This window comes from Variovorax sp. EL159, assembly GCF_900100965.1.
In the GTDB taxonomy this organism is placed as follows: domain Bacteria; phylum Pseudomonadota; class Gammaproteobacteria; order Burkholderiales; family Burkholderiaceae_C; genus Variovorax.
Map to the genome: position 1 here is coordinate 154,489 of NZ_FMUJ01000009.1, position 15,614 is coordinate 170,102.

Annotated in this window: 15 protein-coding genes; 4 read left to right on the top strand and 11 right to left on the bottom strand. The window is 68.1% G+C overall.

What is annotated here, in order from left to right; genetic code table 11:
* Positions 1 to 25: 25 nt before the first annotated feature.
* The 4 genes from BLQ28_RS29720 to BLQ28_RS29735 all read right to left on the bottom strand — a co-directional run bounded on the left by BLQ28_RS29720 (position 26) and on the right by BLQ28_RS29735 (position 4,717).
* Positions 26 to 2,296: a glycoside hydrolase family 3 N-terminal domain-containing protein gene (locus tag BLQ28_RS29720; protein WP_093246923.1), complete on the bottom strand. Its 2,271-nt coding sequence runs from the start codon at positions 2,294 to 2,296 to the stop codon at positions 26 to 28.
* Positions 2,297 to 2,357: 61 nt separating this feature from the next.
* Positions 2,358 to 3,242, bottom strand: a complete 885-nt coding sequence (locus BLQ28_RS29725) for a bile acid:sodium symporter family protein (protein WP_093246924.1) — start codon at positions 3,240 to 3,242, stop codon at positions 2,358 to 2,360.
* A gap of 95 nt (positions 3,243 to 3,337) precedes the next feature.
* On the bottom strand, positions 3,338 to 4,105 hold the full coding sequence (locus BLQ28_RS29730) for a class II aldolase/adducin family protein (RefSeq protein WP_093246925.1): 768 nt from the start codon (positions 4,103 to 4,105) through the stop codon (positions 3,338 to 3,340).
* 21 nt (positions 4,106 to 4,126) lie between these two features.
* Positions 4,127 to 4,717 (bottom strand): HD domain-containing protein, encoded by a 591-nt coding sequence (locus BLQ28_RS29735; protein ID WP_093246926.1) that lies wholly within the window; start codon positions 4,715 to 4,717, stop codon positions 4,127 to 4,129.
* A 137-nt stretch (positions 4,718 to 4,854) separates the two neighbouring features.
* On the opposite strand from BLQ28_RS29735, the gene BLQ28_RS29740 reads away from it, so the two are divergent.
* Both BLQ28_RS29740 and BLQ28_RS29745 read left to right on the top strand, forming a co-directional pair.
* Positions 4,855 to 5,577, top strand: a complete 723-nt coding sequence (locus BLQ28_RS29740) for a Crp/Fnr family transcriptional regulator (protein ID WP_093246927.1) — start codon at positions 4,855 to 4,857, stop codon at positions 5,575 to 5,577.
* A gap of 101 nt (positions 5,578 to 5,678) precedes the next feature.
* Entirely contained in the window at positions 5,679 to 6,365 is a 687-nt protein-coding gene (locus BLQ28_RS29745; protein WP_093246928.1) for an alpha/beta hydrolase, read from the top strand.
* A gap of 26 nt (positions 6,366 to 6,391) precedes the next feature.
* Here BLQ28_RS29745 and BLQ28_RS29750 read toward each other — a convergent pair whose 3' ends face one another.
* Positions 6,392 to 7,906, bottom strand: a complete 1,515-nt coding sequence (locus tag BLQ28_RS29750) for an MFS transporter (protein ID WP_093246929.1) — start codon at positions 7,904 to 7,906, stop codon at positions 6,392 to 6,394.
* Positions 7,907 to 7,909: 3 nt separating this feature from the next.
* Positions 7,910 to 8,449 (bottom strand): GNAT family N-acetyltransferase, encoded by a 540-nt coding sequence (locus BLQ28_RS29755; protein WP_218121968.1) that lies wholly within the window; start codon positions 8,447 to 8,449, stop codon positions 7,910 to 7,912.
* A gap of 71 nt (positions 8,450 to 8,520) precedes the next feature.
* Here BLQ28_RS29755 and BLQ28_RS29760 point away from each other — a divergent pair, with 71 nt between their 5' ends.
* The gene (locus tag BLQ28_RS29760) at positions 8,521 to 9,399 is read left to right on the top strand and encodes a LysR family transcriptional regulator (RefSeq protein ID WP_093246931.1); all 879 of its coding nucleotides are present in this window, start codon (positions 8,521 to 8,523) and stop codon (positions 9,397 to 9,399) included.
* 18 nt (positions 9,400 to 9,417) lie between these two features.
* Here BLQ28_RS29760 and BLQ28_RS29765 read toward each other — a convergent pair whose 3' ends face one another.
* The 5 genes from BLQ28_RS29765 to BLQ28_RS29785 all read right to left on the bottom strand — a co-directional run bounded on the left by BLQ28_RS29765 (position 9,418) and on the right by BLQ28_RS29785 (position 14,739).
* Positions 9,418 to 10,599, bottom strand: a complete 1,182-nt coding sequence (locus BLQ28_RS29765; protein WP_093246932.1) for an ABC transporter substrate-binding protein — start codon at positions 10,597 to 10,599, stop codon at positions 9,418 to 9,420.
* Positions 10,600 to 10,825: 226 nt separating this feature from the next.
* Entirely contained in the window at positions 10,826 to 11,617 is a 792-nt protein-coding gene (gene trmB, locus BLQ28_RS29770; protein WP_093246933.1) for a tRNA (guanosine(46)-N7)-methyltransferase TrmB, read from the bottom strand.
* Positions 11,614 to 12,579: a tRNA glutamyl-Q(34) synthetase GluQRS gene (gene gluQRS / locus BLQ28_RS29775; RefSeq protein WP_093246934.1), complete on the bottom strand. Its 966-nt coding sequence runs from the start codon at positions 12,577 to 12,579 to the stop codon at positions 11,614 to 11,616. The genes trmB and gluQRS overlap by 4 nt, the downstream gene beginning before the upstream one ends.
* A gap of 7 nt (positions 12,580 to 12,586) precedes the next feature.
* Positions 12,587 to 13,669: an NAD(P)/FAD-dependent oxidoreductase gene (locus BLQ28_RS29780; RefSeq protein ID WP_093246935.1), complete on the bottom strand. Its 1,083-nt coding sequence runs from the start codon at positions 13,667 to 13,669 to the stop codon at positions 12,587 to 12,589.
* A 116-nt stretch (positions 13,670 to 13,785) separates the two neighbouring features.
* Positions 13,786 to 14,739 carry a LysR family transcriptional regulator gene (locus BLQ28_RS29785; protein ID WP_093246936.1) on the bottom strand — a complete coding sequence of 318 codons (954 nt, stop codon included), beginning with the start codon at positions 14,737 to 14,739 and terminating at the stop codon, positions 13,786 to 13,788.
* Between the two features lie 162 nt (positions 14,740 to 14,901).
* Here BLQ28_RS29785 and BLQ28_RS29790 point away from each other — a divergent pair, with 162 nt between their 5' ends.
* Positions 14,902 to 15,603 (top strand): pirin family protein, encoded by a 702-nt coding sequence (locus BLQ28_RS29790; RefSeq protein ID WP_093246937.1) that lies wholly within the window; start codon positions 14,902 to 14,904, stop codon positions 15,601 to 15,603.
* Positions 15,604 to 15,614 lie beyond the last annotated feature (11 nt).

Consider the following 15,614-nt stretch of genomic DNA (forward strand, 5'->3'; position numbering starts at 1 on the left):
ATGCCCCGCGCATGCACCGCCCGGTTCAGTCGCGGGTGAGCACGAAGTGCCTGCGGATGCCGCTCGCGGCGGAAGGCGCCACCCACAGATCGAACTCGCCCGGTTCCACCGTGGGCTTCATGTCGCGACCGATGAACTGCAGGTCGGCGGCCGTGAGCGTGAACTCGACGACGGTCGATGCGCCGGGCGCGATGCGCACCTTCTTAAATCCCTTGAGCTCGCGCACCGGCCGCGTCACGCTGGCGGCGCGTTGGGCGGTGTAGAGCTGCACCACTTCCTCGGCCTCGCGCTGGCCGGTGTTGGTGACGGTCGCACGCACGCGCAGCGTGTCCGACAGCGTCATCCGGTCCTGGCTCAGTTCGACGTTGTCGTAGCGCACCGGCGCATAGCCGATGCCGAAGCCGAAGGGGTAGAGCGCTTCGTTCGTCGCGTCCAGGTAGCGCGTCTTGAAGAGCGTGCCCGGTGCGCCTTCGGGCGTGGGGCGCCCCGTGCGCTTGTGGGCGTAGTAGTAGGGCACCTGGCCCGCCGTCTGCGGAAAGCTCACAGGCAGGCGGCCTGAAGGATTGAAGTCGCCGAACACCACGTCGGCAATCGCGTTGCCGGTCTGCACGCCGAGGAACCAGGTCACGAGGATGGCGCGCGCATTGCGCACCGCGCCCTTGAGCGCCATCGCGCGGCCATTGCTCAGCAGCACGACCACGGGCTTGCCGGTGGCGGCCACGGCTTCTGCCAGGTCCTGCTGCGCCTGCGGCATGCCGATGTCGCTGCGCGAGCGTGCCTCGCCCGACATCTTCTCGCTCTCGCCGATGGCCAGCAGCACCACGTCGGCGTCGCGCGCGGCAGCCACGGCGGCGTCGATGCCGCCGGGCAGAGGCGACTCGACGTTCGAGCCGCGCACGATGGTCAGCGACGAGTGGGTGCCCAGTGCGGCGCGCAGCCCCTGGTCGATGCCCACCGGTGCGGTCTGGCCCGGGAACAGGCTCCAGGCGCCCAGCAGATCGGTGGTGCCTTCGGCAAAAGGGCCGATCAGCGCGATCTTCGTGCCGGCCTTGGGCAACGGCAGCAGCATGCGCTCGTTTTTCAGCATCACGATGGAGCGGCGCGCGCTCTCGCGGGCCAGTGCGATGAACTCGGGGTTCTCCGCGCGGGCCGCGGCGGGCGGGCCGTCGAGGCCGCGCAACGGATTGTCGAAGAGCCCGAGCTTGTACTTGACCCACAGCACGCGGCGCACCGCCTCGTCGAGCCGCGCCATCGGCACTTCGCCGGTGGCCACGAGGTCGGGCAGGTAGCGCATGTACAGGCCGCTCTGCATGCTGACGTCGGTGCCGGCCATGAAAGCCTGCTTTGCCGCTTCGCGCGGATTGGCGGCATAGCCGTGCTCGACCAGTTCCTCGTCGGCCGTGTAGTCGGACACCACGAAGCCCTTGAACTTCCATTCGTCGCGCAGCACACCGGTCAGCAGCGCGGGATTGGCGGTCGAGGGAATGCCGCCGATCTCGTTGAAGGCGCTCATGACCGACAGCGCCCCGGCATCGATGGCCGCGCGAAACGGCGGCAGGTAGACCTCGCGCAGCGTGCGCTCCGAGACCTCGCTGGGGTTGTAGTCGAGCCCGCCTTCTGCCGCGCCGTAGGCCGCGAAGTGCTTGGGCGTGGCGAGCATCGAATCGGCGTTCGACAGATGGCTGCCCTGGAAGCCGCGCACCCGCGCGGCCGCGAACTGGCGCGCAAGGTACACGTCTTCGCCTACGCCTTCGAGGCCACGGCCCCAGCGCGCGTCGCGCGCGATGTCGACCATGGGCGCGAGGGTCCAGCGAAAGCCGTCGGCCGTGGCCTCGACCGCCGCCGCGCGTGCGGTGCGCTCGGCCAGCGCGGGCTCCCAGCTCGACACCTCGGCCAGCGGCATCGGGAACATGGTGCGAAAGCCGTGGATCACGTCGGCGCCGAAGATCAGCGGAATGCCCAGCCGCGATTCGCGCACCGCGATCTGCTGGAGCCGCAGCTTGCCTTCGAGGCCCGCGTTGTTGAAGAGGCCGGTGATGCGCCCGGCGCGCACGTCGGCCGTCTCCTGCTGCCCGTTGCGCCAGCCGGCTTGCGGGTTGTTGGGGATGTTGGTGTCGGCCGGGCCGTACAGGCTGAGCTGGCCGGCCTTTTCCTGCGGCGTCATGCGCGCGATCAGCGCCTCGATGCGGGCAAGGCCTGCATCGGGCGGATCGGTCGGGGGTTTTTCTGCGGCGGAAGAGAAAGAGATGCACGCCAGCCCGAGCAGGCTGGCGACGCCAAGGTTTCGAACGCTCATGGCCGCCCATTCTCGGGCGAAAAGAAGGCGGCCCGTTCGAATGCCTTTCGATACTGGGTCTTCAGTGGCCTGGCGCCCGGACCGCAATGGGTTGCGGCCGGCGCAGCAGCAGCCAGCCGAACAGCGGCGCGGTGACGTACATCACCACCGAATAGATGGCGGCCGGCAGTGCCAGCGGAAAGCTGCCGAGCACGCTCACCGCGATGAAGATGGCCAGCGTCGAGTTGTGGATGCCGATCTCGTAGCTGATGGCGGTGGCCAGCGGCTTGTCGAGGCCGGCGGCGCGGCTCAGGTAGTAGCCCGCGAGCAGGCTCACGAGGTTGAACAGCAGCACGGGCAGGCCGATCTCGGCGAAGGTGGCCGTCATGGTCTTCCACTCGTTCGCGATGGCCAGCACGGTCACCACCGCGAGCACCACGCCGCTGAAGATCTTGGTCGGCTTTTCCATGCGCGCCGCAAAGCCGGGCCGGCGCGAGGCCACGAACATGCCAATGGCCACCGGAACGAGCACGATGGCGATCACCTCCACCAGCTTGCGCGTCTGCAGCGGCACCACCTGGCCGCTCTGCGCGAAATGGCCGATGGCCCAGTTGGCGATGAGCGGCAGCGTGACGATCGACAGCAGCGTGTTCACCGCAGTGAGCGAGATGTTCATGGCCACGTTGCCGCCGAACAGATGCGAGAACAGGTTGGCCGAAATGCCGCCCGGCGAGGCCGCCAGCAACATCAGCCCGATGGCGAACACCGGCGACAGGCCGAAGCCCACGATGATGGCGTAGCAGGCCAGCGGCAACCCGACGACCTGCAGCAGCAGCGCGATGGCCACGGCTTTCGGATGCCTGAACAGGCGCCGGAAGTCGGCGAGCGAAAGCGAAAGCCCGAGCCCGAACATCACGAGCGCGAGCGCGCCGAACAGGAAGCGGGTAACGATGACGGTGCTGTCCATGGTGCTTGTCTCCTCTTTGGGTTCTTATAAAAAAATGGCTGCCGGCACCTGTCGTGCAGGCGCTGGCAGCCGTGGAAACCGGGGACCGACGGGTCTTATTGTTTGTAGCTGTCGTCGATGCGGTCGAGCTTGCGGATCAGCGAAGGCCAGACGAACAGGCCGCCCAGGCCGCCGCTCTGCACCTTCATCGCCTGGCCTACGCCATCGATGATCTTCGGGTTGACGTGCGTGAGTTCGCTGCCGCCCGACTGCGCCGCAATCTGGATCTGGCAGGTGTTCTCGAAGGTGTACATCGAAAGGAAGGCGTCGGCAATGGTCTTGCCGCAGGTCAGGAGGCCGTGGTTGCGCAGCATCAGGAAGTTGGCATGGCCCATGTCGGCCTGCAGGCGCGGCTTCTCGTCATCGCGGAAGGCCACGCCTTCGTAGTCGTGATAGGCCAGCGAATTCAGCACGAAGGTCGATTGCTGGCTGATGGGCAGCACGCCATTCTTTTGCGCGCTCACGGCGATGCCGGCCTTGGTGTGGGTGTGCAGCACGCACTGGATGTCTTCGCGCGCGGCATGCACCGCGCTGTGGATCACGAAGCCGGCCGGGTTCACGGGGTAGGGCGAGTCGATGATCTTGTTGCACTGCTGGTCGACCTTGACCAGGCTCGACGCGGTGATCTCGTCGAACATCAGGCCGTAGGGGTTGATCAGGAAGTGGTGCTCGGGGCCGGGCACGCGCGCGCTGATGTGCGTGAACACGAGGTCGCTCCAGCCATAGAGCGCCACGAGGCGGTAGCAGGCGGCGAGGTCGACGCGAAGCTGCCACTCTTCGGCGGAGACGAGCTTCTGGATTTCGGGTTGGGCAAAGGCGTTCATGGGGTGTTTCCTCGGGGTGGGTCAGGCGGCCGCGGGTTCGGTCAGCGCGGCCTTGTAGATGCTTTGCTTCGGCTGCGCCATCACCCGGCGCAGCATGGGCTCGAATTCGCTGATCGGCAAGGTCTCGGCCTTGGGGTCGAAGGCCGGGTTGTCGTAGAGCGCGCAGAACTCGGCGGTACGTTCGTAGTGCGGGTGGCCCTTGAAGTTGTCGCGCATGTTGCGGTCCAGCCCGATGTGGTGAAAGAAGTAGTGGCCCTGGAAGATGCCGTGGTTCTGCACCATCCAGTGGTTGGCTTCGCTCACGAAGGGCTTGAGGATCGCCGCGGCGATGTCGGGGTGGTTGAAGCTGCCGAGCGTGTCGCCGATGTCGTGCAGCAGCGCGCACACCACGTATTCCTCGTCGCGGCCATCGCGCAGGGCGCGCGTGGCGGTCTGCAGCGAGTGGGTGTAGCGGTCGACCGGAAAGCCGCCGTAGTCGCCTTCCAGAATCTGCAGGTGCTTGATCACGCGCGCGGGCAGGCCGCCCGTGAACTGCATGAACTCGCCGCCGATCAGTTGCCAGTCTTCGCGCGTGCTTTCCTGCATGCTCTTGAAACTTGCGCGTGCGTTCATCGTGTCGTCTCCGTTGTTGCCGGTGGTTGTCTGTGTGGGGGTGCCGGTCACTGTAGACCTGTGCTTGACGCTGAACTGTCAAGAATTTGACAATGCGGGGTGCTGGTAAACCCCTGTCCCCGGACGCTTTTCCCCTGATGCCTGCCTCTGCCAAGCCGCGACTTTCCGCCCCGCACCGCGCTGCGCTCGAAGGCAACCCGTGGTTCACCAGCATTCCGCGCGCGCAGCGCGAGGCCCTGCTGGGCGCGGCCGAACTCATCCACGTGCGGCGCGGCACGATGGTGTTTCGCCAGGGCGATCCGATCCACGCGGCGGGTGGGGGCTTCTATGGGCTGGTGGCGGGCACCATCAAGATTTCATCGCTGCGGCAGGACGGGCGCGAGGCCATCCTCGCGGTGCTGGAGCCGGGCAACTGGTTCGGCGAGATCACGCTGATCGACGGCTCGCCGCGCACGCACGACGCCACCGCGCTCGAAGCGCTCGACCTGCTCGTGGTGCCGCCCGAGGCCTTCGTGCAGCAGATGCGCGACGGTGTCTTTGCCAACGCCATCGCGGCCATGCTGGCGGCACGTGTACGAATGCTCTACGGCCTGACCGAAGACGCCACGCTGCGCAGCCTGCGCGCGCGCGTGGCGCACCGGCTGCTGGTGCTGGCGCGCGGCGACGCCACGCAGTCGGTGCACCTGCGGCGCAAGCTGATGCTGTCGCAGGAAGCGCTGGCGATGATGCTTGGCGTGACGCGCCAGACGCTGTCGAAAGAACTCAATGCGCTGGCGGGCGAGGGGCTGATCTCGCTGGGCTACGGGCGCATCGAATTGCTGTCGGTCGATGCGCTTCAGGGGTTGGTGAGCACGGGGTGAAGTCATGTCATCGCGCTGGCGGGGCGGCAGGGGTATAAAAGCCGGCCGGTTCGCCGCCATGGCGGGCCGGTTCATCAATCAACCAGGGAGTAATTTCAAAAATGAGCAACAAACCTACCGTCGTTCTGGTTCATGGTTTCTGGGGCGGTGCCGCGCATTGGAACGGCGTCATCGCCGAGCTTCTGCGCAAGGGCTACACCTCGCTGCACGCGGTCGAACTGCCGCTGACCTCGCTGGCCGAAGATGCTGAACGCCTGCGCAAGATGGTCGTGCAGCAGCAGGGCCCGGTGCTGCTGGTCGGCCATTCGTATGGCGGCGCGGTGATCACGCAGGCCGGCGATTTGCCCAACGTGACCGGGCTGGTCTACATCGCGGCCTTTGCGCCCGATGCCGGCGAAAGCCCCGGTGGCATCACGCAGCAACATCCGCCGGTGGCAGCCGCCAACCTGGCGCCCGACAGCGACGGCTACCTGTGGGTGGTGCCCGAGAAGTTCCACGAAAGTTTCTGCCAAGACCTGAGCGCCGAAGAAGGCCGCGTAATGGGCGTGACGCAGAAGGCACCACTGGCCAGCACCTTCGGCGATGCGATCACGGCACCGGCATGGAAGAAGAAGCCATCGTGGTACCAGATCTCGAGCGACGACCGCATGATCGCGCCGGCCAACCAGGAGCGCATGTCGGCCCGGCTCGGTGCGAAGAAGGTCATCACGCTGGCGGCCAGCCATGCATCGCTGGCGTCGAAGCCGGTCGAAGTGGCCGCGCTGATCGACGAAGCCGCACAGGGCTGATCAGCCCTTTACCGGAGGGCGTCGCGTCAGGACGCGCGCCCTTCGATGCGTGTCGCCCGCGGCCCGGCCCACCAGCCCAGCGCGGCGACCGAGCCTGCGGCTGCGACGACGATCAGCACGGCCACGGCCATCACCGCAAAGAAGGCCTGGTCGAACGCCGTGTGCGCGAGCGTGACGAGCTGCGACGCCACCTGCGTCGGCAGTGTCTCTGCGGCGAGCAGCGCGGCATCGATGCCGTCGCTGGCGGACGAGGGCACGGCCAGCCCCTCGGGGACTACCATCGCCGCCGTGTAGCTCGACGACAGCACGCTGCCCAGCAGGGCGATGCCCAGCACGCCACCCAGTTCGTACGAGACTTCTTCGATCGATGCGGCCATGCCCGCATGCTCCACCGGTGCGTTGTTCATGATCGCGTTGGACGCGGCCGTGATGGTCGCGCCGATGCCCAGCCCCAGCAGGACCAGCACGCCCAGCTTGCCCGGGCCCTGCACATCGGCGAACAGTGCCAGCCCGCACAGCGCCAATGCCGTGGTGAGCAGGCCCAGCAGGATGATGCGGCGCGAACCCAGGCGCGCCAGCATCAGGCCCGCGACCGGGCCCGACACGAAGGCGGCCAGCGGAAGCGGCAGGATCGCAAGGCCCGCCTGCAGCGGCGTCAGGCCAGTCACCAGTTGCAGCCGCTGGCTGAAGACCAGCTCGACGCCGATCAACGCCACCGACGCCACGACGGCCGCGATCACGCCGCCCGAGAAGTACGGGTTGCGGAACAGGCGGAAGTCGATCAACGGCGCCGCGCTGCGCCGTTGGCGCCGCACGAAGAAGAACATGGCAACGGCGGCCAGCGTTCCGGTCAGCGTGGCTGTGGTGGCCGATGGCGCGTACTTGGCGAACTCCTTGATCGTCAGCACCAGGCACACCAGCGCGGCCAGCACCTGCACGGAGCCGATGAAGTCCCACGGCCTGTGGCTGGTGGCACGCTGGCGCGGCAGCAGCCACAGGCCCAGCACCAGCGCCAGGACCACCACCGGCACGTTGATGAGAAAGACCGAGCCCCACCAGAAGTATTCGAGCAGGACGCCGCCGATCACCGGTCCGAGCGCGGCGCCACCCGATGCCACCGACGCCCACACGCCGATGGCCACGGCGCGCTCGCGGTCGTCGGTGAAGGTCAGCCGGATGATGGCCAGCGTGGCCGGCATCATCATCGAGGCGCCCACGCCCAGCAGCGCGCGCGCCGCGATGAGCGCGCCCGACGTGGGCGCATAGGCCGCGCACAGCGAGGCCAGGCCGAAGACGGCCAGCCCCGCGACGAACATGCGCCGGTAGCCCACGCGGTCGCCCAGCGCGCCCATGCCCAGCAGCAGGCCGGAGACGACGACGGTGTACGCGTTGATGATCCAGAGCTTGGCGGAGGTCGAGGCGGCCAGGTCGTGCGTGAGCGTGGGCAGGGCCGTGTAGAGCACGGTCATGTCGACCACGATCAGCAGCAGCGCCATCGAGACGATGGCCAGCGTGAGCCATTTCTTTGTGGTGTGGGTCATGGCTCAGCCTTCCAGCTCCTTGAGCATCGTGACCGACACGGGCGTGCATCCGCGTGCCTTGAAGAAGCGGTGCGCGTCTTCGTTGCCGATGCCGCTTTCGAGAAAGAGCCGCGCGATGCCGCGCTGTTGCCGCAGTTCGGCGCAGAGCCAGTCGAACATCAGCGAGCCCAGGCCGGAGCCCTGGAAGGGCGCATCGACCACCAGATCGTCGAGGGTGGCGAAGGCGCGTGACGCCAGCCTGGCCTCATCGATCGACACCAGCGCGATGCCGGCCAGCGTGTCGCCGCTGTGTGCGGTCGCGACCAGCGTGTTCGACGTCGCGAGGGGCTGCGCCAGGGCCTGGCGCACCTGGGCCCGCAAGACTTCGGGCAAGTCGCTGCGCCATTCGCCGATGGCCACGGCGCGGCGCTCCTGCAACTCGGAGTGCGAGATGTAGTGGGGGCTGAGCTGCCGCAGGAACAGGGCGGCGATGGCCTCGGCCTGGGAAAGATCGCTGCGCCAGCTCAGCGTGAACGGTGCCATGTGTGTACGAGAAATCGTCATGGCCGCATGTTGCGCCATTAAAATGGATGAATAAAGATGAAATCCATCTGAAAAATAGATGAGTCGCTCGCATGGAATGGACCGTCGATCAACTCCGCCAATTCGTGACGACCGCCGACTGCGGCTCGTTCTCGGCAGCCGCACGCCATCTGGGCAAGGCGCAATCGGCCGTGAGCACGGCCATCGGCCTGCTCGAGGTCGACCTGGGCGTGGCGCTGTTCGACCGCTCGCGCCGGAACGCGCAGTTGTCCGAGGCAGGGCAGGTGCTGCTGCTCGAAGCACGCGAGCTGTTGCGCCAGGCCGAGCAGCTCGACCAGCGTGCCCGGTCGCTGAACGCGGGGAGCGAGGCCGCGTTGTCCATCGCCCTGGACGAAGCCTTGCCGTTCACGGCCATCCGGACGCTGATGCGCGAGATCTCGGTGAAGTTTCCCAACCTCGAACTCACCGTGCTCAATGGCACCGCCACCGAGGTGGCCGACTACGTGGAGCAGGAGCGCGCCAGCGTCGCCTTTCATTTCGATCGCGGCCCGGTGCGGCCCTGCTTCGACATGCGGCGCATCGGCAGCGTGCCGCAGGGCGTGTTCGTGGCCATCGACCATCCGCTGGCCGACGGCCGCACGGTCCGCCGCAAAGACCTGGTGCAGCACCGGCAACTGCTGATGCATGCCGACGACGTGCACGAGGTGGCGCACAGCCCCCGCGTGTGGCGCTGCGACAGTTTCTACAGCACGGCCGAGATGGTGGCCGACAAGCTCGGGTGGGCGGTGCTGCCCGTCAACATCGCGCACTACGAGGGCTATCGCAAGGCCCTGCAGGAAGTGCCTTGCCCCTCGCTCGCGTTGCCCAGGCTCTCGGTGCGCATGCTCTGGCTGCAGGGCCGCATGCTGGGCGCCACGGCCACGTACGTGCAGACGCGCTTCACCGAACTGCTGCGCGACACCCCCGCGTGAGGGCGCCGGCGCCGCGCCTTACCTCAGGACACGGCCGTCGGCGGAAATGCTGATCAGGTCGATGCTGCGCACGTTGTCGCGCAGGCCGGGCCGCAGGTTGATGCGGAAGCCGCCGACGTCGTAGTCGGTCATGCCGGTCATCACGCGCTGCAGGCTGGCGGTGGTGAAGCCGCGGCCCGCGCGGCGCACCGCCTCGCCGGCCGCCTTGGCCGCGATGAAGCCTTCGAGCCCTTCGTACGACGCCGTCTGGTCGGAGTTGTCGACGGCCGCCAGGTATTCCTTGACGATCGGTATGGCCGAAGGCCGCGGCGACGGCACCACCTGCGAGATCACGATGCCGCCGATGTCCTTGCCCAGCGTGGCGTAGAGCGGGTCGATGCCGACAATCGAGAAGGCCATGAAGTTGCCCGCATAGCCGCTCTTGCGCAGCTTGCGGATGGCGTTGGCCGTGGTGCCCGAGAGCGACACCAGCACGATGGCTTGGGGCGACTGTTGCTGCACCGTCTTCAGGGCGGCGTCGAGCTTGTCGCCGCTGGCGGGCACCAGCGCGGTCGCGACCAGCGGCGTGAGCTTCAGCTCGGTGATGGCCTGCTGCACGGCCGCCAGGCCTGCGCGGCCCATGGCGTCGTCGTCGCCCACGAGGGCCACGCGCGTCTGCCCCACGGTGGCGCACTGGCGCACGATCTTGAGGGCTTCGTCGATCATGCCGGGGCGCACATGGAACACGTTGGGATGGTCGGCGCCGCGCAAGGTGTCGGAGGCGGCGAAGGGCGCGAAGAGCAGGCTGCCCTGCTGCGTGGCGACATTCGCGCCGGCCTCGCTGCTGGCGGTGCCGACGAAGCCGAAGAGCATGTCGGCCTTGTTGGTCGTGAGCAGCGTGCGCGCGTTGGTAGTGGCGCGTGCCGCGTCGTAGCCGTCGTCGAGCTGCAGCAGCTTCAGCTGCAGGCCGGCGGCGGCATTGCGTTCGTTGAAGCCGCTCACCGCGAGCCGGCTACCGGCCGCGAAGGCGTTGCCGATTTCACTGGCGCTGCCCGTGAGCGGCACCGACTGCCCGAGGAGCACGACGCGCGGCGTGCCGGCGGCTGCGGGCGCCGTCTTTGCAGACTGCGCCATCGCGGGGCCGGCCATGCCGCCGATGCCACTTCCCAGCAGCAATGCCCCGTATGCCTTCCCCAGCCATTCCCTGCGAGATGTGTTCATGCGACACCTTTTTTAACAGTAGTAAAAAAGTGTAGCAATATTGGGGCCAGGGGGGAAGTCGGGCGGCGGGGCGGAATTCCCTGAGGAAATCCGCTGGGCCCGCGATGCGCGTGAGCGTTGCGCCGACACGCACTGCATGCCGATGCAGAAGGCAGAAGGAGAAAGAAGGCCCGCCGAAAGAAGAGCGCGTGCCGCTCCTCTTACGTCGCAAACGCAGTGGCGCGAATCAGGCGGCGGAAGTGCGCTCGAACACCAGGTCCCACACGCCGTGGCCCAGCTTGATGCCGCGGTTCTCGAACTTGGTCAGCGGCCGGTATTCGGGTTTGGGCGCATAGGCCTCGGCCGTGTTGCGCAGCAGCGGTTCGGCGGCCAGCACTTCGAGCATCTGCTCGGCGTAGGGTTGCCAGTCGGTGGCGCAATGGATGTAGCCGCCGGTGCGCAGGTGCTGCGCCAGCTTGGTCACGAATTCGGGCTGGATCAGCCGGCGCTTGTTGTGTCGCTTCTTGTGCCAGGGGTCGGGAAAGAACACATGCACGCCGGCCAGCGTGCCGGGCTGCAGCATGTGGTCGAGCACGTCGACGGCGTCGTGCGCGCAGATGCGGATGTTCGACAGCGACTGCTCGCCGATGCGCTTGAGCAGCGCGCCCACGCCGGGCTCGTGCACTTCGCAGCAGAGGAAATTGGTGTCGGGCAGCACGGTCGCGATGTGCGCCGTGGCCTCGCCCATGCCGAAGCCGATCTCCAGCACGGTGGGGCCGGCACGGCCGCCGAAGGCTTCCGTCAGGTCGAGCGGCTCGGGCTTGTAGGGAACAAGGAACAGCGGGCCCAGCTCGGCGAAGGCGCGCGCCTGGCCTTCGGTGGTGCGGCCGGCACGTTTCACGAAGCTCTTGAGCCGGCGGTGCAGCGGATGCGGCTTGGCGGCGTCATCGCCGCTGTTGTCGCCGTTGTTGCCATCGGCGGATGCGGGCGCGTCGTCGCTGCGCGGGAGGTCGTTGGGCACGGTGTCGGGGAAGTTCATGTGGGCCGCGAATTGTAGAGAGCGCGCCATTCGGGCACCCAGCCGGCCAGCGCGGCGGCACATGTGGCACCCGTGGCGGGGCGCAAACCGAGCACGCGCGCGGCGGCGTCGAGCGCGGCCAGCGCGGCTTGCGGCGTGCCGGTGTCGATGGCGGTAGCGCCGTTCTGCTTGGAGAGCTTGTCGCCGTCGGCGCCGCGCACCAGCGGCGTGTGCAGGTAGCTGGGCGTCGGTAGGCCGAGCGCGCGCTGCAGCAGGATCTGGCGCGCGGTGTTGTCGGTGAGGTCTTCGCCGCGCACCACGTCGGTCACGCCTTGCTCGGCATCGTCGACCACCACCGCGAGCTGGTAGGCCCAGGGGCCGTCGGCGCGGCGCAGCACGAAGTCGCCGACCTCGCGGCTGACGTTCTGGCATTGCAGGCCCAGGCGGCGGTCGGTCCAGCAGAGCTCGCTGCGTGCTTCTTCGGATTCGCTGCTTTCGTCCCAGGGCACACCGGGCGTGGGCGGACGGTCGGCCTCGAACTTCTCGGTGGCAAAGCGCCAGGCCCGTGCGGGCTTGCCATGCAGCCCGTCGCGGCAAGTGCCGGGGTAGACCCGCTCGCCATGGCGTTCATGGTGCTGGCCCAGGCGCGCCAAAGCGGTGTTGATGTCCTTGCGCGAACAGCCGCAGGGGTAGGCCAGGCCCCGTGCCTGCAGCGTGGACAGCGCCGCCTCGTAAAGGGCGGTGCGCTGCGTTTGCCACACGGGTGCCTCGTCGGGCAGCAGGCTGCACTCGGCCAGTTGCTGGAGGATGTGCTCGCCCATGCCGGGCAGGCAACGCTCGGTGTCGGCGTCTTCGATGCGGATCAGCCAGCGTGCCTGCGGGCCGCGGGCGCGCACGTCGAGCCAGCTCGCGAGCGCGGCCACCAGCGAGCCCGCATGCAGCGGCCCGGTGGGCGAGGGCGCGAAACGGCCGGTCTCCCCCATCCCCGGATCAGATCACCGCAAGCGCGAGCGAAAGGCCCGAGAGGAACGCGTCTTCCACGCGATGGCCGGTGCACCAGTCGCCGGCCACGCCGATGCGGGCCTTGGCGTCCCACAGGTGGGTCTGGCCAAGCGGCACTTGCGTCTGGGCCTCGCTCCAGCACAGGGCCTGGGCATGCGCGGGCGTGGCATGGATGCCGGTGATCTCGGCGAAGGCGCGAAGCAGCTTGGCTTCGACGCGCGAAGGCGTGTCGCGCAGATGCTCTTGCGACCATGCGGCGCTGGCTTGCAGCGTCCAGCGCTCGATGGGGTCGCGGCCGGGCTTGGACGATTCACGCGCCAGCCACGCCACGCGGTGGTGGGTGCTGCGTGCCGCATTCCATTGCGGGCCGAGGTGCGACATGGTGGGCTGATTGGCCTGCGGGAAGGCGATCATCAGCGTCCAGCAGGGCGCGATGCGCACGGGTTCGATCTTGCGGCTGAGCGTGGCCGAGAGCTTGCCGTCGCCCAGCAGCGCACGCGTGCGCGAAGGCGGCACGGCGAGCAGCACGGCGTCGAAGCCCGAATACACGTGCTGCGAATCGTCGGCACCCGCGGTGCGCAATTGCCAGCGTTGGGGATCGAGCGCATCGGGCTCGATCTGCGTCACCTGCGTGCCGGTGATGAGGCTGTCGCCCAGCGGCGCGGCCCAGTGCGCGACCAGTGCATCCATGCCGGGTTGCGCCACCCAGTGCGCTTCGAGCGAGGGCAGTGCGGCTTCAGCCACGCGGCCGTGGGCATCGAGCACGCGCACGAGGTTGGCGCTCCAGCGCTTGCACAGGCCGGGTGTGGCTTCGAGGGCCAGCGCAAAGCGCGGGTCGCGCACGGTGAAGTACTGCGCACCGCTGTCGAAACGGCCGAAGGCGGTGTCGGCACTGGCCATGCGGCCGCCGGGTACCTCGTTGCGCTCGAACAGCGTGACCTTGTGGCCCGCCTGCCGCAGCGTGCGGGCACAGGCCACGCCGGCAATGCCGGCGCCGATGACGGCGTAGTGGCGCGGGGTGGCGGGCGTTCGGTGGCGGTCGGCTGGCTTGGCAGTTGCGCTTTTGGGCATGGCGGACTCTTTTCTTCTGGATGGAATGCGGATGGATGTGTGTGCACTCTACATCGGTCTGCAGGGGCTGCCGGCTAAGGGCTCACCCTCGGATTGCAAACATGGCAGCCATGTTCTCAGCGGCCGCGATGCCTCTCGAGCAGCGCGCGGCGCGTGGCTTCGTGCTCGAACTGCGCGAGCCACCATTCGAGCGCGCGTCCCGGTCTGCCCGCGCTGCGCACGCGCCACGCGCAATGCATGGTGCCCAGCGGCGGCTGGCGTTCGGTCGCGAGTTCGACCAGGTGCCCGGCCTCGATGTAGGGCCGCGCCATCGGCTCGGGCAGAAAGCCGCCGCCCAGGCCGTGCAGCTGCGCGGCGATCTTGGCCTGCATGCTCGGCACGGTGAGCACGTCTTGCCCGCCCATGAGGTTGACGGTCATGCTCGATCCGCCGCGTGCCGAATCGGCGGCGGCCACCGCGCGGTGCTGGCGCATGACCGCATCGCTCAAGGGCTGGGGCACGCGCGCCAGCGGGTGATGCGGCGCCACCGCGTAGACGAAGCGCAGCTCGCCGATCGGCCGGCTGCGCAGGCCCGTGGCGGTGAGGGCCAGGCTCGGCGCATCGAGCACCGCGCCGATCGCAAGGTCGGCCTCGCCGCTGGTCAGTGCCTCGATGGTGCCGAACAGCGTCTCGTCGCGCAGCTTCAGGCGCGTGGGCGGCTCGAGCGCGAAGAAGGCGGTGCACAGGTCGAGCAGCGGGTCGCGCGCGATCACGCTGTCGACCGCGATGGTCAGCATCGGCTCCCAGCCGGTGGCCACGCGTTTGACGCGGTTGGCCACCGCATCGATCTCGCCCAGCAGCCGCGTCGCTTCGCGCAGCAGTTCGGCGCCGGCTTCGGTCAGTCGGGCCTGGCGCGCGCTGCGGTCGAACAGCAGCACGTCGAGCGCGTCCTCGATCTGGCGCACCCGGTAGCTCAGCGCGCTGGGCACGAGGTTCAGCGCGCGGGCGGCACCGGCAAAGCTGCCCGCGCTGGCCACGGTCTGGAGCATGGCGAGGGCGTCGGGGGTCAGTACATCTCGGGGGCTGGGCATGGCGGCTCCATCGATCAAATTATTTGAATGGTGCCATCAAACCGCGGCGTCTTTCACAAGGGGCCGCAGACCTAAAGTTCCTTACATCCGCTGCGCATCCGGCGCGGCATACGAAGAAGGCCCGAACAGTCCCCACAGGGCAGGGCCACAAGGAGTTCGACGATGTTGCAAGTCCGTAAATCACAGGAACGCGGTTATGCCGACCATGGCTGGCTGCGCTCGTTCCACAGCTTTTCTTTCGCTGGCTACTACGACCCGGCCCACATGGGCTTCGGCAACCTGCGCGTGATCAACGAAGACCGCGTGGCCGCCGGTGCCGGTTTCGGCACCCACGGCCACAAGGACATGGAGATCATCAGCTACGTGCTGTCGGGCGAGCTGGCGCACAAGGACAGCATGGGGAACATCGAGTCCATTCCCCCCGGCGACGTGCAGCGCATGAGCGCGGGGCGCGGCGTGATGCACAGCGAGTTCAACCACAAGGCCGACGAGACCACGCACTTCCTGCAGATCTGGATCGAGCCCAACGTGCGCGGCATCGCGCCCGGCTACGAACAGAAGAAGTTCAGCGACGCCGAGAAGCGCGGCAAGCTGCGCCTGGTGGCTTCGCCCGATGGCAGCGACGGCTCGGTCACGGTGCATGCCGATGCGCGCCTGTATGCAGGCCTGCTCGACGGCGACGAAAAGGCCAGCCTGGCGCTGGACCCGAAGCGCAAGAGCTACGTGCACCTGGTGCGCGGCGAGCTCGAAGTCAACGGCCAGAAGCTCTCGGGCGGCGACGCCGCGATGCTCGAAGGCGAATCGCAACTGACGCTGGCCGGTGGCAAGGACGCCGAAGTGCTGGTGTTCGACCTGGTCGCGTGATCGATGCCGGG